The sequence below is a fragment of the Saccharothrix hoggarensis genome, from assembly GCF_042678885.1.
Lineage (GTDB): Bacteria > Actinomycetota > Actinomycetes > Mycobacteriales > Pseudonocardiaceae > Actinosynnema > Actinosynnema hoggarensis.
In genome coordinates this window covers 34,257-60,908 of sequence record NZ_JBHTLK010000005.1, presented here as the reverse complement: position 1 = coordinate 60,908, position 26,652 = coordinate 34,257, and the positions used below count along the sequence as shown (strand labels likewise).

At 70.9% G+C, this 26,652-nt stretch carries 44 protein-coding genes; 7 read left to right on the top strand and 37 right to left on the bottom strand.

What is annotated here, in order from left to right:
- Positions 1–33: 33 nt before the first annotated feature.
- The 12 genes from ACFQ3T_RS02350 to ACFQ3T_RS02295 form a co-directional block, all read right to left on the bottom strand.
- Positions 34–1,620: a terminase large subunit domain-containing protein gene (locus tag ACFQ3T_RS02350; RefSeq protein ID WP_380719218.1), complete on the bottom strand. Its 1,587-nt coding sequence runs from the start codon at positions 1,618–1,620 to the stop codon at positions 34–36.
- Complete coding sequence (locus ACFQ3T_RS02345; RefSeq protein WP_380719216.1) at positions 1,571–2,032, bottom strand: hypothetical protein; 462 nt, start codon at positions 2,030–2,032, stop codon at positions 1,571–1,573. Before ACFQ3T_RS02345 ends, ACFQ3T_RS02350 begins: the two co-directional genes overlap by 50 nt.
- A 24-nt stretch (positions 2,033–2,056) precedes the next feature.
- Positions 2,057–2,482, bottom strand: a complete 426-nt coding sequence (locus ACFQ3T_RS02340; protein WP_380719214.1) for a hypothetical protein — start codon at positions 2,480–2,482, stop codon at positions 2,057–2,059.
- Between the two features lie 62 nt (positions 2,483–2,544).
- Complete coding sequence (locus ACFQ3T_RS02335; protein ID WP_380719211.1) at positions 2,545–3,111, bottom strand: hypothetical protein; 567 nt, start codon at positions 3,109–3,111, stop codon at positions 2,545–2,547.
- Positions 3,108–3,662 (bottom strand): ParB N-terminal domain-containing protein, encoded by a 555-nt coding sequence (locus ACFQ3T_RS02330; protein ID WP_380719209.1) that lies wholly within the window; start codon positions 3,660–3,662, stop codon positions 3,108–3,110. The genes ACFQ3T_RS02335 and ACFQ3T_RS02330 overlap by 4 nt, the downstream gene beginning before the upstream one ends.
- Complete coding sequence (locus tag ACFQ3T_RS02325) at positions 3,659–4,750, bottom strand: phosphoadenosine phosphosulfate reductase domain-containing protein (RefSeq protein WP_380719207.1); 1,092 nt, start codon at positions 4,748–4,750, stop codon at positions 3,659–3,661. Before ACFQ3T_RS02325 ends, ACFQ3T_RS02330 begins: the two co-directional genes overlap by 4 nt.
- A complete protein-coding gene (locus ACFQ3T_RS02320) occupies positions 4,747–5,370 on the bottom strand; it encodes a ParB/RepB/Spo0J family partition protein (protein ID WP_380719205.1) in 624 nt (207 codons plus the stop codon). Before ACFQ3T_RS02320 ends, ACFQ3T_RS02325 begins: the two co-directional genes overlap by 4 nt.
- Positions 5,371–5,446: 76 nt before the next feature.
- A complete protein-coding gene (locus ACFQ3T_RS02315; protein ID WP_380719203.1) occupies positions 5,447–5,689 on the bottom strand; it encodes a hypothetical protein in 243 nt (80 codons plus the stop codon).
- Positions 5,674–6,003, bottom strand: a complete 330-nt coding sequence (locus ACFQ3T_RS02310; protein WP_380719201.1) for a hypothetical protein — start codon at positions 6,001–6,003, stop codon at positions 5,674–5,676. Before ACFQ3T_RS02310 ends, ACFQ3T_RS02315 begins: the two co-directional genes overlap by 16 nt.
- Positions 6,004–6,148: 145 nt before the next feature.
- Positions 6,149–7,018, bottom strand: a complete 870-nt coding sequence (locus ACFQ3T_RS02305; protein WP_380719199.1) for a hypothetical protein — start codon at positions 7,016–7,018, stop codon at positions 6,149–6,151.
- A gap of 188 nt (positions 7,019–7,206) precedes the next feature.
- Positions 7,207–7,518 carry a hypothetical protein gene (locus tag ACFQ3T_RS02300; protein ID WP_380719197.1) on the bottom strand — a complete coding sequence of 104 codons (312 nt, stop codon included), beginning with the start codon at positions 7,516–7,518 and terminating at the stop codon, positions 7,207–7,209.
- Positions 7,519–7,562: 44 nt separating this feature from the next.
- Positions 7,563–7,766 carry a hypothetical protein gene (locus ACFQ3T_RS02295; protein ID WP_380719195.1) on the bottom strand — a complete coding sequence of 68 codons (204 nt, stop codon included), beginning with the start codon at positions 7,764–7,766 and terminating at the stop codon, positions 7,563–7,565.
- A gap of 181 nt (positions 7,767–7,947) precedes the next feature.
- Here ACFQ3T_RS02295 and ACFQ3T_RS02290 point away from each other — a divergent pair, with 181 nt between their 5' ends.
- Positions 7,948–8,370, top strand: coding sequence for a hypothetical protein (locus tag ACFQ3T_RS02290; protein ID WP_380719193.1), 423 nt, complete (start codon positions 7,948–7,950; stop codon positions 8,368–8,370).
- Here ACFQ3T_RS02290 and ACFQ3T_RS02285 read toward each other — a convergent pair.
- From ACFQ3T_RS02285 to ACFQ3T_RS02215, 15 genes are all read right to left on the bottom strand, one after another.
- Entirely contained in the window at positions 8,332–8,565 is a 234-nt protein-coding gene (locus ACFQ3T_RS02285) for a hypothetical protein (protein WP_380719191.1), read from the bottom strand. The genes ACFQ3T_RS02290 and ACFQ3T_RS02285 overlap by 39 nt on opposite strands.
- Before the next feature lie 160 nt (positions 8,566–8,725).
- Positions 8,726–9,040 (bottom strand): hypothetical protein, encoded by a 315-nt coding sequence (locus ACFQ3T_RS02280; RefSeq protein ID WP_380719189.1) that lies wholly within the window; start codon positions 9,038–9,040, stop codon positions 8,726–8,728.
- Entirely contained in the window at positions 9,037–10,191 is a 1,155-nt protein-coding gene (locus ACFQ3T_RS02275; RefSeq protein ID WP_380719187.1) for a tyrosine-type recombinase/integrase, read from the bottom strand. The genes ACFQ3T_RS02280 and ACFQ3T_RS02275 overlap by 4 nt, the downstream gene beginning before the upstream one ends.
- The gene (locus ACFQ3T_RS02270) at positions 10,188–10,535 is read right to left on the bottom strand and encodes a hypothetical protein (protein ID WP_380719185.1); all 348 of its coding nucleotides are present in this window, start codon (positions 10,533–10,535) and stop codon (positions 10,188–10,190) included. Before ACFQ3T_RS02270 ends, ACFQ3T_RS02275 begins: the two co-directional genes overlap by 4 nt.
- A gap of 3 nt (positions 10,536–10,538) precedes the next feature.
- Positions 10,539–11,105, bottom strand: coding sequence for a hypothetical protein (locus ACFQ3T_RS02265; RefSeq protein ID WP_380719183.1), 567 nt, complete (start codon positions 11,103–11,105; stop codon positions 10,539–10,541).
- A gap of 90 nt (positions 11,106–11,195) precedes the next feature.
- Positions 11,196–11,657 (bottom strand): hypothetical protein, encoded by a 462-nt coding sequence (locus ACFQ3T_RS02260; RefSeq protein WP_380719181.1) that lies wholly within the window; start codon positions 11,655–11,657, stop codon positions 11,196–11,198.
- Positions 11,658–11,681: 24 nt separating this feature from the next.
- The gene (locus ACFQ3T_RS02255) at positions 11,682–11,951 is read right to left on the bottom strand and encodes a hypothetical protein (RefSeq protein WP_380719180.1); all 270 of its coding nucleotides are present in this window, start codon (positions 11,949–11,951) and stop codon (positions 11,682–11,684) included.
- Position 11,952: 1 nt separating this feature from the next.
- On the bottom strand, positions 11,953–12,249 hold the full coding sequence (locus tag ACFQ3T_RS02250; RefSeq protein ID WP_380719178.1) for a hypothetical protein: 297 nt from the start codon (positions 12,247–12,249) through the stop codon (positions 11,953–11,955).
- A gap of 136 nt (positions 12,250–12,385) precedes the next feature.
- Complete coding sequence (locus ACFQ3T_RS02245) at positions 12,386–12,661, bottom strand: hypothetical protein (RefSeq protein WP_380719175.1); 276 nt, start codon at positions 12,659–12,661, stop codon at positions 12,386–12,388.
- Between the two features lie 13 nt (positions 12,662–12,674).
- Positions 12,675–13,793, bottom strand: coding sequence for a hypothetical protein (locus tag ACFQ3T_RS02240; protein ID WP_380719174.1), 1,119 nt, complete (start codon positions 13,791–13,793; stop codon positions 12,675–12,677).
- Positions 13,790–14,713, bottom strand: a complete 924-nt coding sequence (locus ACFQ3T_RS02235) for a hypothetical protein (RefSeq protein ID WP_380719172.1) — start codon at positions 14,711–14,713, stop codon at positions 13,790–13,792. Before ACFQ3T_RS02235 ends, ACFQ3T_RS02240 begins: the two co-directional genes overlap by 4 nt.
- Positions 14,710–15,309 carry a hypothetical protein gene (locus ACFQ3T_RS02230; RefSeq protein ID WP_380719169.1) on the bottom strand — a complete coding sequence of 200 codons (600 nt, stop codon included), beginning with the start codon at positions 15,307–15,309 and terminating at the stop codon, positions 14,710–14,712. The genes ACFQ3T_RS02235 and ACFQ3T_RS02230 overlap by 4 nt, the downstream gene beginning before the upstream one ends.
- Positions 15,310–15,349: 40 nt before the next feature.
- Positions 15,350–15,562, bottom strand: coding sequence for a hypothetical protein (locus tag ACFQ3T_RS02225; RefSeq protein ID WP_380719167.1), 213 nt, complete (start codon positions 15,560–15,562; stop codon positions 15,350–15,352).
- Positions 15,559–16,371 (bottom strand): hypothetical protein, encoded by an 813-nt coding sequence (locus tag ACFQ3T_RS02220; protein ID WP_380719165.1) that lies wholly within the window; start codon positions 16,369–16,371, stop codon positions 15,559–15,561. The genes ACFQ3T_RS02225 and ACFQ3T_RS02220 overlap by 4 nt, the downstream gene beginning before the upstream one ends.
- Before the next feature lie 99 nt (positions 16,372–16,470).
- On the bottom strand, positions 16,471–16,674 hold the full coding sequence (locus tag ACFQ3T_RS02215) for a hypothetical protein (RefSeq protein ID WP_380719163.1): 204 nt from the start codon (positions 16,672–16,674) through the stop codon (positions 16,471–16,473).
- A gap of 99 nt (positions 16,675–16,773) precedes the next feature.
- On the opposite strand from ACFQ3T_RS02215, the gene ACFQ3T_RS02210 reads away from it, so the two are divergent.
- Genes ACFQ3T_RS02210 through ACFQ3T_RS02200 form a run of 3 tightly spaced genes read left to right on the top strand, consistent with a single transcriptional unit; the run spans position 16,774 to position 18,023 of the window.
- Entirely contained in the window at positions 16,774–17,025 is a 252-nt protein-coding gene (locus ACFQ3T_RS02210; RefSeq protein WP_380719161.1) for a RapZ C-terminal domain-containing protein, read from the top strand.
- Between the two features lie 18 nt (positions 17,026–17,043).
- Complete coding sequence (locus ACFQ3T_RS02205) at positions 17,044–17,331, top strand: hypothetical protein (protein ID WP_380719159.1); 288 nt, start codon at positions 17,044–17,046, stop codon at positions 17,329–17,331.
- 11 nt (positions 17,332–17,342) lie between these two features.
- Entirely contained in the window at positions 17,343–18,023 is a 681-nt protein-coding gene (locus ACFQ3T_RS02200; protein ID WP_380719158.1) for a class I SAM-dependent methyltransferase, read from the top strand.
- 19 nt (positions 18,024–18,042) lie between these two features.
- Here the strand turns inward: ACFQ3T_RS02200 and ACFQ3T_RS02195 are convergent, their stop codons facing one another.
- Together ACFQ3T_RS02195 and ACFQ3T_RS02190 are read right to left on the bottom strand one after the other, a co-directional pair.
- Positions 18,043–19,215, bottom strand: coding sequence for a hypothetical protein (locus tag ACFQ3T_RS02195; protein ID WP_380719156.1), 1,173 nt, complete (start codon positions 19,213–19,215; stop codon positions 18,043–18,045).
- A complete protein-coding gene (locus ACFQ3T_RS02190; protein ID WP_380719154.1) occupies positions 19,212–19,991 on the bottom strand; it encodes a hypothetical protein in 780 nt (259 codons plus the stop codon). The genes ACFQ3T_RS02195 and ACFQ3T_RS02190 overlap by 4 nt, the downstream gene beginning before the upstream one ends.
- A gap of 124 nt (positions 19,992–20,115) precedes the next feature.
- Between ACFQ3T_RS02190 and ACFQ3T_RS02185 the strand changes: the two genes are divergently transcribed.
- From ACFQ3T_RS02185 to ACFQ3T_RS02175, 3 genes are all read left to right on the top strand, one after another.
- Positions 20,116–21,057 (top strand): hypothetical protein, encoded by a 942-nt coding sequence (locus ACFQ3T_RS02185; RefSeq protein ID WP_380719152.1) that lies wholly within the window; start codon positions 20,116–20,118, stop codon positions 21,055–21,057.
- A 73-nt stretch (positions 21,058–21,130) separates the two neighbouring features.
- Positions 21,131–21,403, top strand: a complete 273-nt coding sequence (locus ACFQ3T_RS02180; protein WP_380719150.1) for a hypothetical protein — start codon at positions 21,131–21,133, stop codon at positions 21,401–21,403.
- Positions 21,404–21,838: 435 nt separating this feature from the next.
- Complete coding sequence (locus ACFQ3T_RS02175; RefSeq protein ID WP_380719148.1) at positions 21,839–22,135, top strand: hypothetical protein; 297 nt, start codon at positions 21,839–21,841, stop codon at positions 22,133–22,135.
- A 193-nt stretch (positions 22,136–22,328) separates the two neighbouring features.
- Here the strand turns inward: ACFQ3T_RS02175 and ACFQ3T_RS02170 are convergent, their stop codons facing one another.
- The 8 genes from ACFQ3T_RS02170 to ACFQ3T_RS02135 form a co-directional block, all read right to left on the bottom strand.
- Positions 22,329–22,535: a hypothetical protein gene (locus ACFQ3T_RS02170; RefSeq protein ID WP_380719146.1), complete on the bottom strand. Its 207-nt coding sequence runs from the start codon at positions 22,533–22,535 to the stop codon at positions 22,329–22,331.
- Positions 22,536–22,554: 19 nt separating this feature from the next.
- A complete protein-coding gene (locus tag ACFQ3T_RS02165) occupies positions 22,555–23,505 on the bottom strand; it encodes a deazapurine DNA modification protein DpdA family protein (protein ID WP_380719144.1) in 951 nt (316 codons plus the stop codon).
- Positions 23,502–23,924 (bottom strand): hypothetical protein, encoded by a 423-nt coding sequence (locus ACFQ3T_RS02160; RefSeq protein ID WP_380719142.1) that lies wholly within the window; start codon positions 23,922–23,924, stop codon positions 23,502–23,504. Before ACFQ3T_RS02160 ends, ACFQ3T_RS02165 begins: the two co-directional genes overlap by 4 nt.
- A complete protein-coding gene (locus ACFQ3T_RS02155; protein ID WP_380719140.1) occupies positions 23,921–24,130 on the bottom strand; it encodes a hypothetical protein in 210 nt (69 codons plus the stop codon). The genes ACFQ3T_RS02160 and ACFQ3T_RS02155 overlap by 4 nt, the downstream gene beginning before the upstream one ends.
- A 553-nt stretch (positions 24,131–24,683) precedes the next feature.
- The gene (locus ACFQ3T_RS02150) at positions 24,684–25,076 is read right to left on the bottom strand and encodes a hypothetical protein (RefSeq protein WP_380719138.1); all 393 of its coding nucleotides are present in this window, start codon (positions 25,074–25,076) and stop codon (positions 24,684–24,686) included.
- Positions 25,077–25,172: 96 nt separating this feature from the next.
- Positions 25,173–25,478: a hypothetical protein gene (locus tag ACFQ3T_RS02145; protein ID WP_380719136.1), complete on the bottom strand. Its 306-nt coding sequence runs from the start codon at positions 25,476–25,478 to the stop codon at positions 25,173–25,175.
- 230 nt (positions 25,479–25,708) lie between these two features.
- Positions 25,709–26,266: a hypothetical protein gene (locus ACFQ3T_RS02140; protein WP_380719134.1), complete on the bottom strand. Its 558-nt coding sequence runs from the start codon at positions 26,264–26,266 to the stop codon at positions 25,709–25,711.
- A 25-nt stretch (positions 26,267–26,291) separates the two neighbouring features.
- On the bottom strand, positions 26,292–26,507 hold the full coding sequence (locus tag ACFQ3T_RS02135; RefSeq protein ID WP_380719131.1) for a hypothetical protein: 216 nt from the start codon (positions 26,505–26,507) through the stop codon (positions 26,292–26,294).
- Between the last annotated feature and the right edge of the window lie 145 nt (positions 26,508–26,652).

Below are 26,652 nucleotides of genomic sequence, written 5' to 3'. Positions count from 1 at the left end.
TTGAACGCCACGACGCACCACCTCCTTCATGGGTTACGACTCGTCGGGGTCGGGCATGGTCGTGACCGCGCCGGGCTCGTGCTCGACGTCCGACGTCGACCAGGCAGGGAGCGACGGGTCGGCCCGGTAGGCGTAGACGCCCACCGTCGCCACCTCCGGCGGCTCCTCCTGGTCCGGGTGGATGACGAACTCCGCGCCGCCGCCGAGATTGATCACCAGGTACCGGAACGCGTCCGGCGAGTGGTCCTCGGCGTTGGTGTCGGCGTCCTCGGGGTCGCCGCTGAGTGCGTGGGGGAGGGTCGGCAGGGTGCGGATCAGCTCGGTGACCGTCTCGAAGACGTGCACCATCGGGCAGGTCGCCCACCCCATCGCCCGGTGGTGGGCGCAGGCGGGGCCTTCGCCGAGGTAGGAGTGGACCCGCTGCCAGCCCGCGACCCGGCCGCCCTTGCCCGCCGGCGTCAGGTAGACGCCGTTCTCGGCGTAGATGTCGGACACCGGGCGGGCCTCGCCGCGGGTGGCCCACATCGCGTCGTCAGCCCACCGGCTGCTCACGTGCTCGTCCTCGGCCTCGGCGGCGAGGATCATCTTGGCCTGGTCGGACTCGCCGACGCGGGTCTTGTACAGCTCGCGGTAGACCCACACGCGGCCGTCTTCGTCCACCGCGGCCCACAGCACCGCCCACGGTTTCGAGTAGCCCCAGTCGATGCCGTTGTAGCGCTTCCACGTCTTGGGCAGCGTCATCGGCTTGACCACGTGCCGGTCGTAGGACCACTCGCTGAACATCTGCCCCGCGAAGGTGTCCCAGTTGCCGTCTCGGAAGGCCGAGCGCAACTGCTCGGGCAGCGCGTCCAGGTCGTGCTGGTACTCAGGGTTGACGTGCGGGTTGTCCGACAGCTTGCTCGGGATGAACCGCACCTCTCGACCACGGACGTCGCGGTAGGTCTTCGACCCGTACGACGTGGGCACGATGTAGCGGTCCTTGGCGAACCCGTGGCCAGGGCCGCCGGGGTTGGTGCCCGAGCGGATGCCCAGCACGGGGATGTCGGCGCGGCCGGAGCGCAGCCGCGACTCCAGGAACGAGATGACGTTCGGAGGCGTCAGGGTCCGCTCATCGAACAGCAGGAGCTGGTACTGGCCGCCCTGCCTGCGGGTGGCGTCCTGCAACGTCTCGGCGTACCGGAACATCAGCCGGGAGCCGTTGGGGAACAGCAGGTTGTACTTGGTGCCGTTCCAGTGCGCGCCGAGCGCCTTGGCGAAGCCCACCTCGGTCAGCTCCGCGAGGAGGCTTTCCTCCAGCTCCGGGTAGGTGCGGCGGAACGCACCCACCCGGAGACCGGGGTAGCGGACGCAGGCCCGGAGGCCCTCCATCAGCAGCGCCTTCGTCTTGCCGCCGCCGGCCGCGCCGCCGTACAGCACGTCGAACTCGGTGGCCGCGTGGAACTGCTCCTGCGGGCACTGTCCGCAGGGCGCCGGGATCTCACCGCGCATGAAGGGCAGGCAGTTGGGCCGGTAGCCCAACTGCTCGAACACGTCGATGTTGCGCAGCCGCTCGGCTTCGAGGTGCTGCCGCTCAGTCTTCAGCTCCCGTAGCCGCCGCAGCTTCATCAGCTTGAGCTGCATCACCGAGTCGACCGAGCTCGGCTTCGAGCCGCCTGATTTCGGCGTCGACCGCGTCAAGGGTGATCACCTCCACCTGGGCGGGGGCATCGAGACCCAGAAGCTTGCGGCGCTCGGCGATGATCCGGAGGCACAGTTCGCCCGCCTTGATGTCACCGCCGACCGCCTTGGCCCAGAACGCGCCTTGCAAGCGGTCGAGCCGCATCAGCTCGACGTGCCGCAACTCGTCGGCCGCGGCCGCCTCCAGCGCCAGGTTGCGGGCGAGCGCCCGCTGGAGATCCTTGTGCGCCGCCTGGCGGGAGGAGTAGCCCAACCGCTGGGCGATCGTCTCGAAGTCCAGACCGGCCAACTTCAGCTGGATCGCCTGGGCGCGGCGTTCTGCGGTCTTGGCGCGCTGCGCGGCAGATGCGCTCAACGGGAGTCACCTCCCGTTCGTCACCTACCAGAGCGGCGCGGCCGTCGTGGACAGCTGGTCGAGGAATGTCTTGCCGGGGGCGGCCGCGCGCTGCACGCCGGCGGGGTACTTGCCGGCGAGGATGCCCTTGGCCAGCTCTCCGATCGCCTGGCCGCGTCGGTGCATCGGCGGCGCCTGCCACCCGGCGGCGACCCGCTCGCGGTACCGCAGCCACGCCGCGGCGCGGCGGAACCGCATGTGCAGGAGCAGATGGCAGGTCACGCAGAGGTCGACGTAGCTGGTGGGCTCGTCGTAGTTCTCCAGGTGCCCGTCGATGATCCCTTCGATCTGCCCGCAGGCGACGCAGACCGAAGGCCGCGGCAACTCGCCGCTGTCCCATTGCTCGTTCAGCCAGCGCTGCACCTGCTCGCGCTGTCTGCCCGAGAAGCCGTTGTAGGTCGACAGTCCCACGGCATCCTCCTGGATGTGTTGCTGACCAAAGACATATTACGCTGTGTAATGATCTTGGTCAATCAGGCTGCCGTGAGCAAGGCGAACGGTCCGTGAGCACGACCCCGCCACCGCGGGGCGAGGGCGGCGACCTCGCGGGACGCCGTGCCGAGCGAGTGAGTCGTGCGAGCGCTGAAGATGCGGCCCTCCAGCACGACGCGCCGCACCCCGGCGTCGACCAGGCCCGCGGCCATCGTGGCGAACTCCTCGCCGAGGGCGTCGTGCAACTCCGGGAAGCAGCGGCGGGCCACCACCGTGGTCACCTTCCGCTCCTCCACCCAGGCCAGCAGGCCGCCGAGGGTGTCCCGCGCGATGCGCAGCGGCAGCACCGGCAGCTCGTCGTACACGCCGGCGTTCATGCCGAGCTGGAGCGCCGGGCCGGGCTGCTCGACCGCGACCACCGGGTAGTGCCCGACGTCGGCCAGTTGCCGGGACAGCAGGCCGGTGCTGGAGCACAGATCGAGCACCACGCCGTCCTCCGGCTCGATCTCGGCGCGCACCACCGACATGATGCCGTTGTGGATGGCGGGGAACCGGCGCCCGGTGGACCAGGCGGTCACGTAGGACACCGCGTCGAACCTGCGGGTCACGTCGTCACCCGCTTGCCGTTCTCGGCCGGGTACCAGGCGGGGCTGTACGCCCAGTCCGCGATGCCCTTCACCGCGAACACGCCGTCCTGCGCCAGCAGGTCGACCTCGTCGCGGGTCGCGCCGATCTCGGCGGCGATCTGCTGCGGGTCGTACCCGTGTTCGCCGATCAGCTCGCGGACGATCTCCGACATCGAGACCGCCACGTGCGTGCCCTTGGCCCGGTTGATCCGGATCGTCTGCATCATGGCCTGCGGCCGGTCGAGGTCCAGCACGGCGACCGGCACCCGGCCGCCCCACCGCTCCTTGACGCGCTTCGAGTCCTGCGCCAGCCGCCACCGGTGGAACCCGTCGATGATCAACGCGTCCGGGTTGACCAGCAGCGGCTGGATCCACCCGGTGACCAGCAACGACTTCTCCAGCAACCTCAGCTCGGCCTTGTGGACCCGGTTGGGGTTCCACGCGTTCGGGTCGAGCCGCCCGGTCGCCACCCACTGGATGTGCGACAGCGGATCCTCACCGGGAGGGGTGGGTGTCAGCCTGTCCGTCGTCACCGTTGGCCTCCTCTCGCCCGGTCGGCTCTCGTCTGGTCGGCCAGCGCCTGCGGCATGATCCGGCGCTTGTAGGCGCCGGAGACGAAGGACTTCAGCACGTAGCCCAGCGGGTAGGAGTCCGGCGTGCGGCGGGCGCTGACCCGGACGGCCGCGAACCTCTTCAGCGCCACCGCGAGCTGTGACGGGTCGGTGATGTAGGTCTTGATCCACTCTTCGATGCCGTCCCACGACTCGGCGTAGCGGGCCAGCAGCGCCGCCCGGTCGATCTCCCGGTGGTAGCGCTCCTGGACGGTCATCTCGGGGAACAGCTCCATGAGTTGGCCGTAGAAGGTCGGCTCGGTGGCGCGGAGGAAGTGCAGCGACTTCGCGGCCTCGGCGTGCAGCGGCGTCGACACCCGCAGCGCGTTGCCCGCCCAAGCCTGGTGGTCGTAGATCGGGCAGTACCGGATCCCGCGGTCGTAGAAGAACCGCAGGACGTCGTTCTCCTGCCAGTCGAACAGCGGCTTGCACAGCGACGCCTTCGGCGTGCTGGAGGCGTTGATGTAGTTCTCGTTCAACTTCACGACGCTGGCCTGCCACCGCATCAGCGACTCGGACGCCCGCACGCCGGTCATGATCGCCACCCGGCCCTTGAACGGCGCGGCCGTGACCGCGTCCATGTCGTACTGCGACATCACCCGACCCTCGGGCAACCCGAGATCGGCCAGGGTCGTCGCCCACGGCGGGATCGGCCGAAGGTGAGGGCGGTTCGGATCCCACTGCACGTAGCGGGAGTTCTGCCCGAGCACGTACTTGGTGGACTCCAGCGGCACCGCGTACCAGGTCAGATCGAGCCACGGCAGTCGCCGGTACTCGTCCACGAAGTTGATCACCGAGTCGGGGATCAGCTCCTCGTCGCGGAACACCGCGTGCACCCGGTCGACGCCCCGCTCGGCGGCGACCTCCCGCGTCAGGTGCAGCAGCGCCAACGAGTCCTTGCCGCCGGAGAACGCGACCACCACGGCGTCGAACAGGTCGTAGACGTGGTGGATGCGCCGCCGCGCCTCGTCCAACACGTTGGCGTCGATGAACCGCTTGACCCGCGTCACCGGTCGGCACCGCCGACCGGCACGGTGTCCAGGTGCCGCATCAGGCGTTCGCCCAGCGTCTCGCAGTCCGGGTACTCCCGCTTCAGCCAGCGCACGAACGAGTACCAGCGGGCCTGCTGCGTCTCGTCGTCGAACACCAGGTTGTAGGCGACCACCGGCTCACCGATGCCCGAGGGCGACTCCTCCTCGTCCTCGCCGCCGTCGAACGACGGCGGGTCCAGGAGCCGGTCGACGTCGGCCTGCGTGTAGCCGGTGCCGGTGTAGTCGTCGTCCAGGTAGGACAGGAGCTGCACCAGGGCGTCGTCGTCGTAGCCGCCGAGCTCGGCGAGCCGGTTGTCGGCGAGGTTGATCCGGCGCGCGGTGTCGTCGCCGCACTCGATGATCTCGCAACGCCCGGTGTCGTACCGCTCCAGCCGCAACGCCTGGTAGGTGTGGTTACCGGCGAGGATGACCATGCTGCCGTCCGGCATCAGCCGGACCACCAGCGACCGGTACTGCCCGTTGCGCTTCAACGACGCCCGGATCTGGTCGACGTCGCCCCGCTTGGCGTTGCCGGGGTACATGACCAGGTCGTGCAGCGGCACGTCCCGCGTCTCCAGGTACCGCACTCCGGTCGTCATGGCCGATCACCTCCAGCGGCACAGGACGGGTTGGTGCTCGGTGCCCGGCGGCGTGCCGTCCGCCGGGCACCGAGGTTCAGGGAGGGGTGCCGGTGGCGGCGCTGATCGCGTCGCGCCACTCGGCCGCGGGCCGCCAGTCGGCGCCCATGACGTCGCGGATCAGCTCCCGGACCGGCCGCTCGTCGCCGGTCTCGCGGAAGCCGCCCAGCAGTGGCGGCAACTCGGCGCGGAACCGGGCGAGCTGGGACGGGATGGCATCGGCCCTGGCCGCGCCGACGAACAGCACGAACGCCAGGGCACGGCTCAGGCCGGAACCCATCGCCCGTCCCGGACGAACCCGTGGTGCCCGCACGCGCGGCACAGCAACGACGGCGACAACGTCAACGGCTCCAGCGTGACGACGTCCCACTTCGGGCTGTCCGGCGCGACGAGCCGCTGCACCTCGCCGTCGAACGTGGCGAAGCTGGCGCACGGCGAGCCGTCGCCGGCCGCGTGCTCGACCAGCAGGCCGAAGCGCTCCACGTCGGGGATGCCGTCGTACTGTGGGTTGATGTCGCGCTCCGGTCGCCAGCCGGTCCACCGCGCGGTCACGCCGTGGCCGAGGTCGAGGTCGGGCAGGTCCGGATCGTCCACCGGAGCCTCCTTCCGGTGTCCGAAAACGACGAAAGCCGCCCGACTGTGTCGGACGGCTTTCCGCTGGTCAGAGGCGTTTCGCTGGGGGCCGCCGGAGCTGTGGACATAGTTGTTCCCTCGGCGGTGATCCCATTTAAGCATCCGATCACGCCACAACGGACTCCACGTCGGTCTTGCGGCGCCGCCGGCGTGTCGGCTTCGTCAGCGCGAGGGTGATCACGTCGCCGACCAGGAACACCGGCCACGCCTTCGCGCCGCGCGTCGCCCAGGACGTCGCCAGCTCGCCGTTGCGCGCCCAGGTGCGGATCGACTCCTCCGACAGCGGCCGGCCCAGCAGGTTCGGCAGCGCCCTGGACAGCTCGGCCGCACCCAGCCGCAGCCTCTGGGCCGCGCGCAGCAACTCCACGCGGCGTTCGTGGACGTCGAAGACCTCGCCGCACGTCCGGCACTTCGCCGTCTCGCCGTCAGGCTTCCCGTACACCTCGCCCGCGCACCCCTCCAGGTCGCAGACGCCCGCGAACCACCGCTCCGGCGGCCGGTCGATGGCCCACCAGATGCGCGCCACGGCCGCGGTGATCGTCTCGTAAATCTCGGCCGCAGCCGGGTGCTCCGCCAACCAGGACGTGCGACGCAGCAACCACGCCGCCATCGACTCGATGCTGTCCTCGCAGTCCGGGCCATCCCGGAAGCCGCGCGCGAGCACCCGACCGCGGCCGTCCGGCGCCGCGATGAACAGGCACAGCGCGGTGCGCTCGGGCATGAACTCCCCGTACAGGTCGCGGATCCAGGTCGACAGCTCGTTGTGGAGGGCTTGCATCGCCTCCGCGCCGCGCTGGTCGCTGATCGGCAGCTTCGTGTCGGCGGTCCGCGACACCACGCCGACGTCGACCTTGCCCATGCGGCCCTGCCGCAGCATGGTGGTGCGCAGCTCGTCCAGCAGGCTCGGCATCGGGTCGCCGAGGTCGCCGACCTCCGGTTCGGTCAGCGACCGCAGGGTCTGGATCAGGTCGTTCATGCACGTGCCGCACAGTCGGTCCGGGACGTCGTGCGGCAGGACGGATGGGCAGTTCGGAACCGCGCACGAAATCGTGCGCATAGAAGTGGTGCTCACCGGGTAGTCCCCTCGGGCGACGCAGGGGCGGTCGACCGAGTGCAGTCGGTCGACCGCCAAACAGCAGAGGAATCAGGTGGGGTTCGGGCCGGTCAGTGGCCTGAGGAGGCCGTGCGGAGAAGGTCGTCCATGAGGATCCGCGGCCCCGCCGCCGCGTCCTCCGCGTCCGCCGTAGCCAGGCGTTCGAGGGCCTGGCCGACGTCGGGCGAACCGTAGATCGCCGTGTTGATGACCCGCTCCCGCGTGGCCATGTCGACCCCGTTGTCCTCCATCGCCATCTCCACCGTCGCGAGCAGGTGCCGCCACATGGTGATCCGCGAGTTGTACAGCGGGTCGTTCCGGTAGGCGCGGTAGGCGTCGGGGATCCGGTGCAGCCAGCGGTCCAACGCTTCCTCGGTCAGCATCCGCCGCGGTCCGGCCATCCTCGGCCCCGGCCTCGGCGCGGCCATCAGTGGTGCCCCTGGTTGTGAAGGATCATCTGAACCAGGCCGTACGCCTCCGCCCGCGTGAACCCGGCGTTGGTGTAGGCGATCAGCATCGCGCCGAGCGCGTTCGCGCCTCGACGCATTTCCGAGGTCGGCTCGGGCAACGCCGGAGCTTCCATGCCCGGATAGTGCTGTGACTGCGACGACCCTTCGGTGTTGCCGAGCATGTGCGCCTCCGGAAGTGAGGGAGCCAGTGCAGTGGCTCCTCCCCCGACTATTTCACTCCTGTACGTCACATCCCGCTACGTACAGTTTTGAAACGCGATTCCAGATGTGGAATGCCCGTGCCTGGCCCAGGTGGCGTCACCTGCTCGTACCCTTCGGCTCCCCGTACGGATGGAGAGCCGCGTGAACCTATCGGACCTGGTCGTAGCGGTCGGCCTGACCTCGTGCCTGCTGTGCCTGGCATTCGACCTGCTGGTGTTCCAACCGTGGCGTCACCGCGAAAACTGGCAGGATGGCGTCGGCTTTTGGCTGCTTATTCTCTTGACCTGCCTCAGCGCGTTCTGGGCGCTACTCGGCGCGGCCAAATGGTTGCCTAATGTGGCCTTCCCCACTGTGGTGGTTCACGGCCTACTGGCCGCGCTCGCCACCCTGTGCGCGCTACTCGCCGTGCTCATGGCCGGCCCAGCCATCCGTCAGTCCCGACACGACCGGGGCAAGCACCGCCGGCGGGAGCCGGCCGAAGGGCAGGCGGGGGCTTCCGGCGCGGGAAGCCCCCGCGGCACTGGATCACCCGGTGAACTCGACGCGCAAGGTGCGATCTCGTGAAGGCCCCGGCTCCGAGGGGATCGGCGTGGTGAAGATCCGCCAGTCCGCCGCGTGACCGACCGTGAAGCCGCCGTCGTCGTGAACGTCGATCCACGAAGTGCACCCGGCGTTGTGCCACACCCGCATCCCAGGCAACGCCTTCACGTGGGTCTCGGTGCGGTCGTGGATCATCTGGCGACTCATGGCGGGCATCATGCGGCCCGACCCCGACAGCTCCGGCCGGACAGGCGTTCCTCCGTCCGACTGAACCCGCGCCGCACATGGCTCGACATCTGACCACTGGACGCCGTAACGCCGAAGTGCCCCGTCACGACTTGGTGGTGACGGGGCACTTCGGTCATGGCCGGGGGGAAGTTCAGCGCGGCGGAAGGTCCGACCCCAGGAACACCTGCTCCATCGCCTTGGCCATCGCGTGGAACCCGCCGGGCACCTCCCGCATGAGCACCATCAGGATCGCCAACGCTCGGTCGGAGTCCCGCTGCTCCAGTGCCTCCGTCAGCCTCGGTCCCATAGCCTGCACGAAGTCCGGCACCCACGACGGCAGGGGATCGGTGGACTCCGGTTGGTTGCGGGCGGACTCACGCAGCATCCTGATGATGGTCTCCGCCTGCTGTGCCTGGTCGGCGGTCAACCCCTCAGCGCCATCGGCCATGCCGTCCGTTCCGGTCACGTCTGTCGCTCCTTCGCTCGTTGAACCTCTTCAAGCGCCTGCTCGAACAGCTCGTTGGTCACGTCCAGCGGACTGTTGGCGAGCGCCAGCACGTGCTTGCCGTACCGGTCGGTGGTGGACGAGTAGAGGTGCCCCACCAGGCGCTGGATCTCCTTGTCGGGCACACCCGCCTGCCGCAACGCGGTGATCAGCGAGTGCCGCGCGGTGTGCGGCGTGACCGACTTGGGGTCTTCGACCCCGCCGAGCTCGGCGAGCCGCTGGATCAGCGCCGTGGTGTCGCCCCGCAGCATCCGGGTGCCGTTGCGGGTGATGAACAGCGGTTCCCGCCGTCCGCCCTCCTGCCCGCGCACCGCCACCGCGGTGCTGACGCCCCGCGACGCCAGGTAGCGCTCCAGCCTCGTCCACACGTCGATCGGGATCTTGTAGATGTGCTCCCGGTTGCCCTTCAGCGTGACCCGCAGAACCCGGACCCCCTGCATGATCACGATGTCGCCGACGTCGGCGTTGAGCAGTTCCGACACCCGCATTCCCAGCCGGTACAGCACGGCGACCAGCGCCGAGGACCGCAGCCGCACGTACTCCACCGGGTCGTGGTCGGCCGCCCACTGAAGGCGGGCGATCTCCACGGTGTCGAGCGACCTCGTGGGGGAGGGGTTCTTCGGCTGGTTGACCTCCAGCTTCTTCCGGTTGACCAGCGCCAGCGGGTTGGACTCGGCGTGATCCTCCTCGACCGCCCACCGGTAGAACGCGTTCGTCGCGGTGAACATGTGCGCGCGGGTGGCGTGCGACAGCAGCTCGCCGGTCTCCGGATGCGGCGCCTCCCGCAGTTCCTCGGTCCACCGCACGACGTCGCTCCGGGTGGCGTCCAGCAGGTGCACGCCCTCCTCGATGCACCAGGAGATCCACGTCGCGCCGTTGCGCAGCAGGCGCGTGTCCCGGAACGCTTCCGCCGGCGGCGGCCACCTGCCGATCGACGTGTGGTGGAACGGGTAGCCGATCGCGTCGGCGTAGGTCGACCGGGTGTTGCCCGCCGCCTCGGCCAGCCAGTCGTGAACCAGCTCGAGTTCGGCGAACCGCCGCTCGCCGTCCGGGTTGCGCACCGGCGTGACGACACCGGGCACGGGCTCCAGCTCGGCGGCGTTCTCCGTCATCGGGTCTCTCCTCCGGTCACCGCGGCGGGCTCGTCGTCGGCGATCAGGTCCGCGGGCACGGCCGCGCCGGAACGGTCGACCAGGTGGCGGGGGAACTTCCAGCCCATGATCCGCGCCGCGCCGACCCACGTGGAGCAGGGGAACGGGTGCTTCCCGCCTCCCGGTTCCCGGCACGAGGAGCACACCAGGCGCGCGTTCCGGCTCGGCACGGGTCCGTGTTGGTCGCCGATCAGGACGCAGAGGTCGCGGAGCTGCGCCACACGGTTGCCGCCCGCGTAGGCGGCGGTCGAGAGGAGGTCCGCGGTGCTCGGGATCGACGTCACCTCGTCGTCGGGGCGGTGCATCGTCTACGCCTCGGGCAGGAGTCCGAGGGCGTGCGCGATCCGCCCCCGGAGCTGCGACGCGACCGGGTCGACGTCGGCCTTGGTGTGCGCGACGTCCAACTCGTCGCAGAACCGCAGGGTCGCCCGCACCGCGGCGACCACCTTCGTCATCGACTCCACGTCCTCCAGCTCACGCCACAGCCGCGAGGCGGCGACGGCTTCCGGCGTGGCGATCGGGGGGCCGTAGGCGGCGTCGCGCGCCGCGCGGGCGAACGCCGCGCTGTTGAAGTGGCCCATCTGCGACGTGCGGTACCGGTTGCCGCCCAGCGCCAAGGCGAAGTCGAGCACCGCGCGTTCGTTCGTGCTGGACTTGTCGAACGCGCCGGCGTCGAACGCCTCCCGTGCCTCCCGCCACAGGATCGCCGCGTCGCCGTCCTCCGGGTACTCCCGGACCGCGACGTCCAGGAAGGAGCGGCGCCGCAGCCAGTGGTCGTGCCTGATCAGGTATTCGACCGCGGCCCAGACGTGCCAGTCCTGGTTGGCGGTCCACCGCCGCAGCGCGGTGATCAGGTCGGGGGTGTCGAGTGGCATGGGAAGGGCTCCTTCGTGTCGGGTCGTGCTGGTGCGGTCGGAAAGAGCGGGCCGGCCGGACCAAGGTTGGTCCGGCCGGCCCGCGACGTTCTACTCCCTGAGGCCGAGCCGTCCGAGGTGGCCGCCCGCCTCGCCGAGCACGCGCATGAGCTGGTTCGCCAACGCCGCGGCCTCACGGAGCTTGGCGGCGGCGCTCTGGGCCGTTTCGGCGGGAACGTGCTGGGGGGCGAGCCGTTCCGAGTGCGGGTTGCGGTCGTCGTACAGCGCCGGCTCCTCGGCCAGGATCTCCATGCGCTCCGCCAGGTACCCGAGCACCTGGTTCATGCCCGAGGCGGTCGAGGCGAGTCGGGAGGTCACCGTGCCCACCGAGCTGGGGTAGGGGAGGACGCGGTCGCGGCTGTTGATCAGGGCGTGGCAGTTCCACCGCATCAGCTCGGCGGCCGTGCCCGTGGCGGCCTTGACCCGGTCCTCGCTGAAGACGGGCATCGGCCAGAACTGGCTGACGAAGTCGTCGGGGTCGAAGCTCTCGAAGTCGATCTTGTCGTCGGTCATCTCGTCGTGCTCCTCGGTGGTTGGTCAGGCGGACGGGCAGGGGTCGCCGGCGTACAGGTCCGCGTAGTTCGGGACGTTGGCGAGCGGGACGAGCTTGGATTCCACGGGAATGCCGTCCGCGTCCACCAGCACGCACTCCATGTGGCCGGGGCCTCCCACGTGGCCCTTGTGCAGCGGGGTGGTCTTCACGATCCACGGCCGCGTGTCCCGCGGGCTCGGGGTCATGGAGTCGTTGACGGCCACGCCGATGAGCGCGACGCCGACGACCAGGCCGATGACGGTTGCGGGACGCACGTCAGGTCTCCTCGGGGTTGAGCAGGTCGAGCTGGTCGACCTCGGTGTTGGCGTTGCGGCGGTCCAGCTCGGCGCGGGCCGCCGCGTCCTTCTCGGCCCAGTACGCCTCCAGCCAGGCGACGCACTTCTGGGGGCTCCACCGCCACGTGAACGGGCGGTTGATGCAGGTGAAGTGCACCCGGCGGCCCTGCTCGTCGGTGGGGAAGTCGACGGGCCGGCCGTCGCGCACCTCGGCGAGCAGCCGCTGGTCGCACTCCGGGCACACCTCGGCGTCGTCGGTGCGCGGACGGTCCTTCATGGCCGTCATCGCCCGGCCCTGCGGGCGGTGGGCGGTCGAGCGTTGGCGGGGATGATGCCGAACGCCGTGCAGAGCGTGGTGGGCATCCTCTCCTCCTCTCGTGATCGGGGGAATCAGGTTGTCGGCCGCGGTGCGGCTAGTCCTGGTGGAACTCGGCCGCGGGGTTGACCTCGTCCGCGATGCTGCGCCACGACTCGTACAGCTCGGTCAGGCGCCGCTTGCGGCGGGCGCTGCCGTGCCGCCGCTCCATCTGGGTCCACTTCGTGATCATCAGCGCGCACAGGTGCGCGTTGCGGAAGTCGCCCAACTCGATGAAGTAGGTGTAGTCGGACGAGACGTTGCGCAGGGTGCGCATGTCGACCACGACCGGCGGGCGGGACCGCCTGCGGGCGGCGAACAGTCTGCGAAGCATCGGGGCTCCTCGGTCAGGTCGACGGGTCGTAGGCGGGGACGTCGGGCAGGTGGCGCCGGTAGCGCTCCAGGTTGGCGGCATAGTGCGCCAGGCCCGCGTCGGTCACGGCGAACATCTCGCTGCGGATGTCGTGACGCGGGTAGACCAGGACGTCGAACGCCTGCACGAGCGGCCCGTCCGGGTGCCCGAGGAGCGTGTCGATGCTGCCCGCGGTCGGCTTGCCCTGCGCCCTGCCGATGTCAGCCCTGCGCAGGCACGGCGGCAGCGACGCCACCTCGTCCGGCACGGGCAGGTCGTGGCGGACGTACTCGGCGACGATCGAGCGCCGTTGGGCGTCGTTGCCGGTGGCGTGCAGCATCACCAGGTGCGCGAGCAGTCGGAACGTCGGCGCGTCGAGCAGGTCGGCGGGCAGCGGGCGGCGGTGTCCCGCGAGCCCGTCGTGGGCGTACGGGTTCGGCCGCGGCTCCGGCACCTTGGCCTCGGGGTAGAGCGCCGAGTAGCAGGCGTGGTGCACCTCGAAGTGGTGGATGCCGCGCGCCGTGATCGTCCGGCGGCCGTAGCGGTCGCCGGCCAGGTACGGCCCGTCCGGACGGCCGATCAGGACGTCGTGCGCCTTGTTCGACACACCCTTGTTCCACGGCAGGTTCCAGCCGAGACCCTGGTCTCCGGCCGCGTAGAGCCGGCCCAGCGTCTCCCACGCCCAGTCCGGCAGCATCCCGGCCGGCTTCTTCTTCGGCGCGACGTGGCCCAGGCCGGCCCGCGCGGTCGCCCGGCCCAAGGTGGTGAGCTTGACCATCACCAGGTTCCGGACACCGAACGGCGTGGCGAACGGCTCGTCCTTGATCTCGATCAGGTCGCGCCGTTCGAGCGCGCCCAGGGTCCGGCCCGCGCCGACGTCCAGCTCCCCGCGGCTGCGGAGCCCGCGCTGGATCGGGGTGTCCTCGACGCTGTTCTCCTGCGAGTAGGGCACCCACCGCCACTCGGCGGCCGGTCCGGGACGCATCCGCATCCAGTCGCCGGACCGGGCCTCGTGCTCGGCGTCCTGGTCGGCGTAGTAGATGTGCTCCAGGTACACCTGCTGCCTCTTGTTGAGGGCGTTCCACGCCTCGACGGCGTCCTTGCGGCCCGTCACGGCCACTCCTCGTCGTCCATCGCGCCGAGGTTGGTGTGCGGGGCGCGGTCGTCCAGCTCCCGCACCAGGGCACGCACGGCGGCGTGCCAGCTCGTGCACGGCTCCATGACCGGCCGGCCGAAGCGGTGCGGCGTCCAGGTCAGGACCATGCCGGTGACCGCTTCGAAGCGCGGAGTGATCGAGCCGACCAGCACACCGCGGCTCCCGCGCTGCACGTCGACCTTGTGGACGTCGACCCGGCCCTGGTCGGGGTTGGGGGAGGCGTTGAAGGCGTCGCCGATCACCGCGCCGTTGCCTTCGAACACCCACAAGAAGTCCGGGGAGTCCTCGGCCAGCCGCCGGTCCGCCTCGCCGACCAGCAGCCACGCCTCAGCGCGCTCCTTGGCCTCGCTCAGCACCTCCGCCACGAAGGGGCCGATCGGGTCCGCCGGGTGCGGTTCGGGCTTGTCCGGGTGGTCCATGAAGTACCAGCCCGGATGGCTGACCTGGAAGGCGTCCATGCTGTTCGACCCGTGAACACGGACCAGCCGGTGCACGCGGCCGTCGACCTCGACCGCCCAGCCGCTGGGCTGCGCACGCCGCCACATCAGCATCCGGCCGAACCAGGGCGCCGGGGGTTCGACGGAGAGGTGCAGCTTGCGCGCCCACCACTCGAACGCGGCCCGCGTGGGGATGGCGAAGTCCTGGACGATGTCCTCGTCGTGGTTCAGGACGTCGAGCACCGCGTACGCGCCGGTGGTGCCCGCGGCCGCGATGAACCCCACGGCCGCGGCGCTGCGGATCGAACGGACGATCGCGTCGCGGCCGGAGTCGGCCTCGGCGATCGTGTACTGGCGGCCGGTCTCGCCATCGGGCAGCGCGCGGAACACGGTCAACGCCACGGCGTCGGCGTGGACGTCGGGCAGAGGTGACGTGATCATGAGGGGTTGACCTCCGGTCCGGTGCTGGTGCCGCCCAGCGCGGCGATGAGCGCGCGGCGGTCGTTGTCGCTGAGGATCAGGCCGATCTCCTTGACGCCGCCTTTCGCGCCGTGCTCGCGGACGTAGGCCCGCGTGTCGCCGTTCGCGGCGCGGACGGACACCTGCATCTCGGCGCGGTCGGCGGTGACCTTGGTCGCGCGCAGGCGCGTGGTACCGGGCTTCGGGGAGCCCAGCGGCGTGCGCCCGCGCTCGGCCACGTACTTCAGGAGGATGCGCAGCACGCGGCGCACGACGGCGGCCGGGTACTTGGACGGGGTGTACGCGATGTGGGTGGCGAGGGTCAGCCACTGCTCCCGCTCGGTCTGGGCGTCGAGCTTCTTCTCCGCGCAGTCGACGTGCAGCCACTGGCGGTCGATGCGGGCGACGAACTCGCCGTTCCTGATCGGGTCGGGGCAGGCGGCGCACTCCTCGGCGGGGGACATCGCCGAGTCGTCCACGCTGATCATCTCGTCCTCGGCCTTGCGGACCTCCAGCGCGAGCTGGGGGAGCGGGTCGCCGAACGGGTCGGCGCCGCTGTCGCGGGGATGGGTGGGCATGGTGCTCCGTTCACTGGTGCAGCAGTGGATGGATCGGGAACTAGTCACGGACGACCAGGCCGTGCTCGGCGAGGATCTGGCGGCCGAGGTTCAGCGTTTCCTCGCCGATGGCCTGCTCCAGCTCGGCCCTGAGCTCGGGGTGGTCGTCCGGGTCGTGGCCGAGGGTCAACATCAGCTCCTCGGCCACGCCGGACAGGCCGCTGATCGGCCCGAAGCCGATGCAGTTGCTGTGCTCGTCCTTGTAGGACTTCACAGCTCGCGGACCTCGAACTCGAACCGGCGCTGCCCCAGGCCGTCGAGCGGCCGGGCGGTGACGGTGAAGCCGTCCTTGTGCGGGTCGGCCGAGTAGGTGACGAGGCCGAAGTCGGGGAAGCCGTCGAGCGCTTCGGCGGCGTCGACGGCGACGTCCGCCGCGTCCAGCGCGTGCAGCTCCTTCGCGACCGTGCCGGGGCGGGCCACCCACCGCGCGCCGAACGCGGCGCGCACCGCCCGCTCCACGAGGTCGGCGACGACGTCGGCGCTGCCGGAGGCGATGGCGGCCTTGATGTTCACGGCGGTGACCGCCTGGGACACCGCGTCCCACACGGTGCGCTCGATGGGGTCGTAGCCGGTGCCGGGGCGGCTGATGGGGAAGCTGACGTCGGGGGTGCGCGCCGGTTCCTGGTCGTCGCTCTCCGGCCCCTCCGTCATGCCCAGGGCCGCACGCCAGATCTGCCGGGCGTCGTGGTCGACGTGCTGGGCACTCACGCGTGACCAGGTGTCGGGGTATCGGAGGTCGAGGTCGTCGGGTTCGCGCATGATCTCGACCGCCGCCGCCTCGGCGGTGTCGATCGGGCTGAGGGGGCGGATGTCGGCCGGGGTCGGGCCGAAGGCGAACGTGGTGCCGGCGGGGCGGGCGGTGCCCTGGTCCATCTCCAGCTTTCGGGCCACCATCTCGACCTGGAACTTGAAGGGGTAGCCAAGGTGGACGGTCGGCAGGCCGGGCTTGGTGATCGTCACGCAGTAGGGCAGCGACGTGGCGTCGCCGTACCGGTCCGCGTCGGTGTCGGGCTGGGCGGTCATGGGGTCTGGCTCCTTGCGGGCGGGAATCAGGGATTGGTTGTGCAACGTGCAGCGGGGCAGGGGTCGACGGTTGCAGCGTCGACCCCTGCCCGTTGTGGATCAGCCGCGCTGCGCTTCCGAGTCGCGGTGGTCCTGGATGTCGCCGGCCACCTCGCGGATGTACTCGGCGTCCTCGCTCTTGTCGTTCGGGTCGAGCTTGCGGGCCTTCGCCAGCACGGCGTCCTCGTTGCTGCGGACGCGCGCCTCGTGCTGGTCCCGCAGGTGGATCTCGCGGAGCTGGGCGGGCGTGGGCTTCTTCGTCATCGGACTACCTCCGGAATCAAGTGGATGTTCTCCCCTCATAATACAGATTATGAGGGGAGGCACCTAGGCGCGAACGGGTGAACCCGTTGTCCCACAACGATGTCCGCCCGCAGAAGTGCGGACTCCCCTGATCGCCGTGTTCGTGAAGCTGGACGGCGGCAGTACACCGTGGCGATCTCCTGCGTGGGCGGTCGGCACCGCTCGGTCGTCATCGCCGAGCAGGTGGCCCACCTCGGCCGCTGCCGAGGGTGGCGGGTCGAGGTCGAGAACCGCGACGTCGACAAGGGCGGGCTCCACCGGCACCCGCCGCGCGGTGGCCGTAGACCAGTGAGCGGCGCCCTGTCGTGCTGACGTGGCAACCTGCCGCCCGTGACCGACGCGGAGGAAGTCCCGGAGAGCGTGAGGCGCGAGGCGCGGCTGGCGCTGGAGCGGGCCGAGGCGTTCGGCGTGAGGGAGCGCCGCATCCTGCGCGCCGCGCGCGACCCTCAACCGCAGTCCCTGACCGTCGACCTCGCCACCGGCGAAGGCGCGACACCGTGCCCCGGACCCGAGGGCGCCGGGTGGCGCTGCATCCACCAGCCGTGGCACACCGGCGCGTGCGTCCCGTGGACGGAGCACCCGGCGTACCGGGCACGGCGCACGTCGGACCAGCCGTGAGGCGTCGCCGGATGCTCGACCTCTACTGCTGCGCCGGAGGTGCAGCCCGCGGCTACCAACTCGCCGGGTGGGAGGTCGACGGGGTCGACGTCGTGAGGCAGCCCCGCTACGCCGGCGACCGGTTCGTCCAAGGCGACGCGATCGAGTACCTGCTGGAGCACGGCCACGAGTACGACGCGGTGCACGCTTCACCACCGTGCCAGGCGGACTGCACGCTCACCCTGGGAACGAACCAGCACCTCGCCGGGAACCACACGTCGTGGATCGCCGCGACGCGGGCCGCGTTGCTGATCGTCGGCCGGCCGTACGTGATCGAGCAGCCGTTCCCGAGCCGCGCCAAGATGCGCAAGGACGTCATGCTGTGCGGCCTGCACTTCGGGCTGAAGGTGTTCCGGCACCGGCAGTTCGAGCTGGGCGGCTGGTCGATGCCGAACCTGGCGCACAAGCAGTCCGAGCTGCACGCGGGGCATCGGGTGGCCGGGTGGCGGCACGGCGTCCGCTACGAGGGCGACATGGTCGCGCCGTACGGCGATGGCGGCGGCAAGGGCTCGGCGGCGGACTGGCAGGCGGCAATGGGGATCGACTGGACCGACGACAAGGAGGAGTTGGCCGAGGCGATCCCGCCCGCCTACACCCGCCACATCGGAGCCGCGCTCGCGCTGCACGTCGACGGGCTGCCGGAGGCAGCGTGATCACGTCACGAGCCGCGTCCTACGGAACCTCGGCCGTGGACGGGAACAGCTCCGGGTAGGCGCGTTCGTAGTCGGCGCGGCGGTCACGCAGGTGGGTACGGCCCTGCTCGGTGAGCACGACCATCGGCATCGTGGTGGCGTCCTGGTGTGGCCGCTCCCCCACGTAGACGTCGACCTGCTCGACCAGCGGCCCGTCAGGGTGGCCGGCGAGCCGGTCGACGGCCGTCTTGCTGCGGACCAGATCCTTCACCTGCCACAGCAGCAGGCCTGCCGGGATCGCGGCGACCCAGCCGGGGATCTCGTAGCGCCAGCGCTCGAACTCCTCGGTGATCACCATGCGCAGGTAGCTGCGGTCGGTCTCCTCCAGCTCGGCCAGCCGCAGCAGCAGGCGCAGGTCGGTGTCGCGGACCAGGTGCTTCGGCCGTGGCGCGCGGTGGTCGACCAGCCCGGTGTGCGCGCCCTCCACCTCCTGGGCGGCGGGCAGGTCGACGTCCGGGTACAGCTCGGCGTAGCAGGCGCGGTGCAGCTCGAAGTGCAGCCGGCCCAGCGGGGAGCAGCGCACGCGGTGCTGCCGGAGCTGGTGCAGGCCCTGGTCGGCCCGGTCGGCGACGAAGCTCTCGATGAGGGGGCCGTCCCTGCGGTCACGCAGGCGCAGCAGCGTGTTCCACGACGGCGCGGCGTCGGAGCGGTCCCAGGTGGTCTCGTTGGCCAGCCCGTTCTCCCCCGCCTCATACAGCCGGGCCAGGGCGATCAGCGACCACCGCGACATCAGCCCCTTCGGTGCCTGCGCCGGGGTGATCACGCCGGTGCCGTACCGGGCAGCGGCGCGGCCGGCGGCGGTCAGCCGTACCCGGATCCGGTCGACCATGCCGAACCCCGCGACGTGGATCTGGTCGTAGGTGACGACCACCAGCTCCCGGCGGCGCAGCGCGGCCAGAGTCGGCCCGGAGCCGGGGTCGTGCTCGCCCCGTGCGCGCAACACCACCTGCACGGAGCTGTAGCCGACGATCTCCTTCGGGAGCTTGATGTCGTAGGTGATCTGCCGCCACTCCGACGCCGGCGGCGTGCGCATCCTCTTCGCCGACATGCGCTTGACGTCGGCCTCGGCCTGCTGGTCAAGTTCGAGGATGGTCGTCAGATAGAGGCGTTGACGCTGGTTCAGCTCGTCCCACGTCCGCTGTGCCTTGCTCATCGTCCCGACGCCTCCAGGTCGGTGTAGCTGGCGTGCAGCGTCCGGCCGCGGCTGGCCAGGTCGCGCAGGATCGGGTCTGCGGTCTCCGCCGGGTCGGCGTCCCACCATCGGCGCAGCGCGGTGAACACCAGCTCGGCGAACGTGATGTCGGGCAGCGGCGCCAGCGCTTCGCCGACGTCCTCGATCGCCTCGCGGAGTCGGGTCCGCGCGTCGACGTCGGCGACGGTGTGGAGCACGTCGGGGGCCTGGTCGACCAGCAGCTCTCCCACCTCGGCCACCTCGTCCCGGTGCGCGGTCAGCCAGCGGGCGGCATCGGCGGGCACGGGGCGGCCGTCGTCGGCCTGGCTGAACCGGCGCGACAGCGTGTCCCGCGTGGTCCAGGCGTTCTGCGCGGTCAGGCCGAGCGGCCCGACGTACTGGCCCGCCCAGATCCGGTGACCACGCCATGCCACGTGGCCGTCCTCCAGCAGGCGCAGGAGGCTGCGCTGGTGCCGCCGCTGCTCCTGCTCGATGCGCTGGCCCACGTAGGCGACGAGGACCGCACGTGCTTGCAGCTCGGCCACCAGCGCGTCGCGGTCCAGGCCGTGCGGCGGGTTCTCGTCGCACCAGCGGACGACGTCGGCGAGCTCGTCGGCGTCGAGCCGGTCGTGGTCGTGCAGCGCCTTCGCCGCGCCGGTCGGGTCGACCTTCAGGCGGCCGGTCCGGATGGTGACGGCTGCCTGGTTCGCCTGCCACTCGGTGACGCGGGGTGGACGGTTCTTGCGAGGTCGGGCCACAAGCGGACCTTACAGAAGTTCTTGATGATCGTTCTCGCTCCGGCCGCAGGAGTGCGGCCCCAGTGGCGGAGATTCACCCGATAGCGGTCTGCCTGCGGTTTCGTAAGGTTCGTAAGGTTGTCCAATGCCTTCCCCGAACATCGCCGAGACGAACGGCGTCCGCGTCCACGAGCCGGTGCCGGCCGACAGGTTCCGGACCAACCAGGCGACGTACGCGCACGCCATCGGCCGCTCCGGCGCGCACGTGCCGGTGACCACCTACGGCCGCGACGCGTTCGTGGCCGTGCCCACCGACTGGTGGCGCACGCAGACCGGCACCCCCGAGGGCGAGCCGGCACCCGCCGACGTCCACTTGCGCGAGCAGCAGGAGAACGGCGACCAGCAGTACGGGCGCGACGAGCACGGGCGGCTGGCCCGCGACATCGAGCGGCACCTGGACAACCGGAGCCGCGAGATCGTGAACCGCTACCAGCCGCGGCTGCTCGCCCAGAACGGTCGAGGCCCTGCCGGACACGGACCGCGTCACCCGAAGCGGGCGGAGATCATGTTTCTCTACCGGGTCGCGGCGGCGAACAACCCCCGGCTGGTGCCGCTCGACGCCGACCCGAAGGCCGACGACCGCGCGCACCTGGAGCTGGACTTCGCGGCCCGGAAGCTGTGGGACAAGGACCGGGGCGTGTTGACGGCGCAGATCCACGCAGCCGCCGCCAAGGGCTACCCGGACATGGAACGCCTGTCCCGCATGTTGCTGTGGCCCGAGAAGGTGGTCGGCGACAGCGGCTACTGGCACGACAAGCTGCCGGCCGACTGGCCGAGCGTGTACGCCGCGACCGCGCTGGACGCGGTGCTGATCACCGCCCACGGTCACGGGATCCTGCCGGGAAAGCGCGTCCGCGTGTTCGCCAAGCTCCTCGGCGAGGCCAACGCCAGGTACGGCAAGGTGCGGATGGCCAAGTGGGGCAACAGCTACACGACCGACGGTCCAGGGTGGTACGAGGTGGAGATCGACAGCGTGATAGCGCACGTCGTCCTCCCGTCCGAGCTGGTCGAGCCGGTGGACGCGTGAACGCGGGCGACGTCGGGCGGCTGGTGGACTCCCGCACGCCGGGCACGGCAACGGCGGGCGCGCGGCTGTGACGATGTTCGCTGACGACGGGGGCGCGGTCGCGGAGCACGGCGTGCTGGTGCGGGTGATCACCCGGTCCGGCGGGCTCCGGGAGGTCTGCCCGACCGAGTGTCCGTTCTGCCGCGCCGTGCTTGCTGCGGGCGACGTCCAGTACAGCTGGCATCCAGGACGGCAGCAGCGGCTGTACCACTGCGAGCTGTGCGGCCGAGGATGGGTGCCCGCGTCCGAGTCGCTGGTCAGGGAGACGGAGAGCGGCGAGCTGGTGCCGGTCGATCCGCCGACCTGACGTGGTCGCCGGGTAGCTTCCGTGCACCGGATGCCATTCCGGTCTCCGGGTGGTTCCACTTGGCGGCGGGCCACCCCGCTTCGGCCCCGAGTCGCGACCTTCCCAGCGGCTCGGGGCCGGAGTCGTTTCCGGCACGGCGAGCACGTCGACCGTTGGGCCGTGCGGGTGAAGATGACTACGGCCTGCCGGTCGATCCGGGTAGCGTGCGGTCACCCGCCCCTGGCCCCGCAGGGGCGGGATTCAGCGCCAGTTCTCCCACGTCACGGGTGCGTCGCCGCAGGGTGATGCCCAGCATGGGCGTAGCGCACCGCTCCGGCGCGGTGTACGCCCGGTCGGCCCCGTAGCGCGAGCTACGGGGCCGATGTCGTGCGCAGCTAACGATCTCCGCGCGAGCGGCGACACCATCAGGAACGACCACTACTTCCGGGAGAGTGCGTGTCCGGTCCGAACCAGCCGCCGGGGTGGCCCTACGGCCAGCAGTTCCCGCAGGGCGCCGCTCCCCCGCCTGGCCCGTACCCGCCGCAGCCGTACGGCCAGCAGCCGCCACCGGGCTACTACCCGGTTGCGCAGCAGCGGCAGCAGGAGCCTGTGAATCACCTGCTGCACGGGCTGATCACGGTCGCTTCGTGCGGGCTGTGGCTGCCGGTGTGGATCGGCATGGCGATCACCCACGGGCGGCGCAGTCGGCGGGCACCTGGGCCTGTGGTGCCGCCTCCGCCGCCGTTCTGGTGAGGAACGCGCCGCGCCGGTAGCTTGGCCCGCAGATGCCCCGCTTCGGCGGGGAACCCGGAGAAGTACGACCAGCGCCCACAGGGGCGAGGCTTTCAACAGCCCGAATGGGCAGCACGCCGCGTGAACGGTGACGACGTGGTGGCGACCGGCTCCGAGCAGATGGCGGCTCGGAGCCGGTTCGCGTTTCGCGGGACTACCGCTTGCCGCTGCCCGAGGCGATCGCCCGGTCGACGGTGCGCAAGACGTCGTCGGCGACCTCACGGCCGAACCGCTTGGCCAGCACGGCGTCCAGGACGGCGAGGGTGTCGGGGGCGATGGTGGTGGCGACCACGGGCAGGGTCTCGGTGAGCTCGGCGGCCCACCGCTTGTGGTCGAGCATCGAGCGTGGTGTTGGCGTCATGGCGGATTCCTCTTGCCGGTCAGGCGGTGAAGGTGAGCGTCATCTGGTCGAGGATGCCCCGGTCGTGCGGCTTGGGCATGGGCAGCCGCGGCTGGCGCTGTTCGGCGCGGTCGCTGGTGGAGCCGGTGCCGAAGTCGAGCGCCAAGCCTTGCTGGAACGTCTGCGGTGCGGGCTGGTCGAACACGGCGAGGGTGTCGGCTCGCCACTGGAGGGCGTACCGCAGGCAGTTGTTGCACAGCCGGTGGTCGCAGCCGTCCAGCCGGATCTTCTCCCGCCGTGCGGTGTAGGACCAGGCGAGCGAATCCGAGGAGGCGAGCAGGTGGCCGTAGCGGGCGAGGCCCTGCTTCTTCACGCCGAAGCCGTGCAGGCGGATGCCCATCGCGTGCAGCACGGTGACGATCGCGCCGATCTCGGCGGTCGACTGGCGTCGGCACACCGAGCCCAGGCCGACCAGCGGTTCGGCGGTCAGGTTGATGCCTGCTTGCCGGTACATCTCGACGTGGAGCAGGTAGTCGTCAAGCCGGTAGCCCTGCAGCACGGGGATCCACGGTGCGTGGGGGAACTCGTGCCGCAGGTACAGCACCGAGTCGACCGTCAGCTCCTGGTGGAGGTGGACGGTGAGGCCGGTCTTGCGGATGATCTCCGGCTCGCACATGAAGTCCTGCGGTGCCGCGAAGTCCGGCGGATAGCCGACGTACTCCATGAACCGGTAGACCGCGCCGCCGTACTCCTCGGGGCTGATCGTCCACTCGCCGTACTTGGCGATGTGGGAGTAGCCGCCGGAGTCGAGGGCGTAGTTGACCCTCGCCTTCGGCATGTGCTGGTGGCCGTGCCGCTGGTAGCGCAGCAGGGCCTGGACGGGCACGAACAGCGGGACGGGCGACTGCTCCAGGTGTCGGGCGCGGTGCGTGCCGAGGTAGAAGTACGGGCGTCGGCTGGCGGGCGTCTCGGGGACGCACAGGGTGTTCACCGGCGCTCCCCCACTGCTCGGCGTGCTGCGGCGGTCGGCACGTAGAGGCCGGAGGTGCGCCACGTCGGGCGGATGCGCAGGAGGCCGGCGTCGACCAGGCCGGGGATCCAGTGGCCGAGGCCGTGCGGCAGGTGGTTGGGGTACCAGCTCCCGCCGAGGTCGGTGTCCAGGGTGAACTCGCGGGTGAAGTGACACGCGAGGGCGCCGCTGGCGGCCAGGTCGAGCAGCAGGGTCTGGCTGGCGTTGAGCCGTCCTCGGTAGCGGTAGCGGTCGCGGTGCGCCTGGACGGGGTCGACGGCGTGCGCTCGGCGGTGGTCGTCGCGGGCCTGTTGCGCCCATTCCTTCCGCCACGAGACGACGTGCCAGGCGCAGCGGCGGCAGGAAGCGAGCCATGTCCGGGCGGAGGCGTTGGACGTCATTCGGCCCAGCTCTCGAACTCGGCCGCGTGGTCGCGCAGCTCGGCGACCTGCTCGGGGCTCCAGTGGCGGGCGGCGAGGAGGTCGGCGCGTTCGCGGAGGCGGTGTGCCGCCCAGGTCCAGTAGGTGGTCCAGTCGGTGCGGCCGAAGTGGTCGAGCGGCTTGGCCGGGGGTTGGGGGATGTGGGCAGGGGGAAGTGGTGCGGGCATGGGGGATGCCTCCGCAGGTGAACTTGTGTTGCTGACCCAGAAGACATTACGCGTGTAGCCGGTGAGGCGGCAACCGTGGGTTGGCCTGCCGGAATGTGCCGAGTGGAGGACGTCGCGCGTGCCGCTTCGCCGACGCTCGGAGCGGCTGCGTTCGTGTGGACGTCCGGACATCGGCGCTTCCCTCCTTCCGGCAGCACCGCGTGCGGCGCTGCGCAGGGGTGGATGGTGCGCGGCCGGCACGCCACCGTTCGGCCGTCCTGCTGCCCCGCTGGCGGGTCTGGGCGGTGTGGCCGGTGTCGGACGTGCGGGTCGGCGGTCAGCCGCGGCTGCGGCGATTCAGGGCGCCGCACGGCGGAAGCGCCGGAGGGTGGCGTGCCGGTCGGCTACGGTCCGGCCGCGCCGTGCCGGTCGGGGGCGCGACGAGAACGGGCCGGACACCCGTGGTGGGGTGTCCGGCCCGTTGGCCGTTCGGGTGGTCAGTTCGCGGACCTGCGACGATGACCGACCGGACGAGCAACCGGGCCACCCTGCGCGGGCAGCCCGGTCGCCGCGATCAGCGGTCGGTGTCGCCGATCCCGAACGGTCCGTCCTCGAAGTCGTGGTTGAAGTCGTAGATGTCGCCGACCAGCTGCGACACGTAGGTGTGGAGTAGGCCACCGCCTCGGCGGTGACTCGTGGCGGCGATGTGCCGGACCACGTCGGGCTGGCGGTCCTCCAGCTCCCGGATCAGCGCGCCGTGGTACAGGCGCAGGCCGGGGCTGAGCTGGCACAGCTCGGCGCACCGCACCGCGTAGGTCTCCCGCTCGCGGTGGTCGCAGGCTCGGCGCTGGAGCAGTTCGAGCGTGTCGCAGAGGTCTTGGAGGTCGCGCTTCCGCAGGCTCGCGCTCAGTTCGCGCAGGAGGGTGTTCACCGGTGCGGGCGGGGCTTCGGTCGGCATCGTGATCATGGGTTGGCTCCGTCTGGCTGGTGCGGCCGAAGGGGTCGGGGTGCGCGGGTGGCGGGCGCTCGGCACGGTTGCCGAACACCCGCCACCGGGGCGCGGTCAGGCCGCGCGCAGCGGCACGACGCCGCAGACCCGGTTGCCGTGCTTGGCGCAGTCGAAGTCCACGTCGTCGTCGGTGCGGTCGCCGGCGATCAGGTTGGCCAGCCGTGCGGCGTGGTGCTCGGCCAGGCTGACCTCGGCGGGCCGGGGGGCGGTGACGTGCAGGACGACGGCGCTGCTGTCGACGGCGGTTGCCGTCACGGTCCGGTCGGTGGTGCCGGCCGTGTCCGCCGAGGGTGCGGTGAATGCCACCAGGGCGATGACGGCGGCGGCCGCCTGGACGATCGTGCGGGTGATGCGCTTCATGGGGCGCTCCTTCCGGTGTGTGTTGCTGACACCGGATACGTTACGCACCAGTCATGACGGTGTCAACAGGGTGATCTTGGCTTCCGATAATGTTGACTTATCGGAAGCCAAGATCCGCCCGTCTGTGCACGTTAACCGGGGTGCACGCCACCCCTCCCCCATCGTCCGGCCACCAGCACGACGAAGCCCCCGACCGGTCACCGGTGGGGGGCTTCGTCGTGCTGGACGCGTCAGCGGTTGGCCAGGTGCTTCCGGGCCAGGGAGACCACGGCCGTCACGTACCGGCTCTGCTCCACTCCGCTCTCCTGCGGCTGGCCGGCCGTCCACAGCAACGTCGCCTCGTCCACCACCGGCCAGCGGCGCTCCACCTCGGACAGCAGGGTCGCCAGGTAGACGCGGACCGCGTGCTCGTCATCGAGGCCGTGGTGAGGCGTCTCCAGCTCCCGGAGCAGGACGTCATCGGGCAGCGTGGCGGCGATGACGCGCGACCGGTAGGCGCGCTCGTCCTCGCCATCCCGGCGCGGCTCGACCGGCCGCGCCGGCACCCGGTAGCAGGCGGTGTCCGTGGCTTCGACCTCCTCGCCCTTCCAGTTGACCAGGCGCAACATCGGGTGGACGCCCGCCAGCTCGGCGACCTGCTCGGCGAGCCACCCCATCGACCAGCCTTCCGACCGCTCGACCCAGGCGCCGCTCAGGTCGGGACCGGCCTGGGCGTCCCACACCTCCAGGATCAGCGGCCGGTAGAAGTCGCCCTTGGCGTTGAACTTGCCGTACACAGCGGTGAACACGTGATGCTCCGTTCGGGAGAGTCGATCAGGGGTTCGGGATCGGGTACCGGCCGGGCTGCGGCCGGTCGAGCAGGCGAGCGTCAACGTCCACCGGAGCGGGCGGCGCGACGTCCACCGGAGCGGGCGGCGCGACGTCCACCGATGGCGACTGGATGACGACCACCACCACCGGCGGTGAAACCTGGGTCGCCGGACCTGGTGCCGCGCTGGACTGGGCCACCGCTGCGGCGAAGCCGAACACGGCACAGAGTGCGATCGGTCCGAGCAGCACGGCCAGGAGAACCCGGCTCGCGGTGGATCGCCTGGCCGGCCGCGGGCTGAGCGGCGGGAGCGGGGCGTAGTGGAACGGTGCGGCCTGACTGGGCTGCGGGCGCTGGTGGCGCACG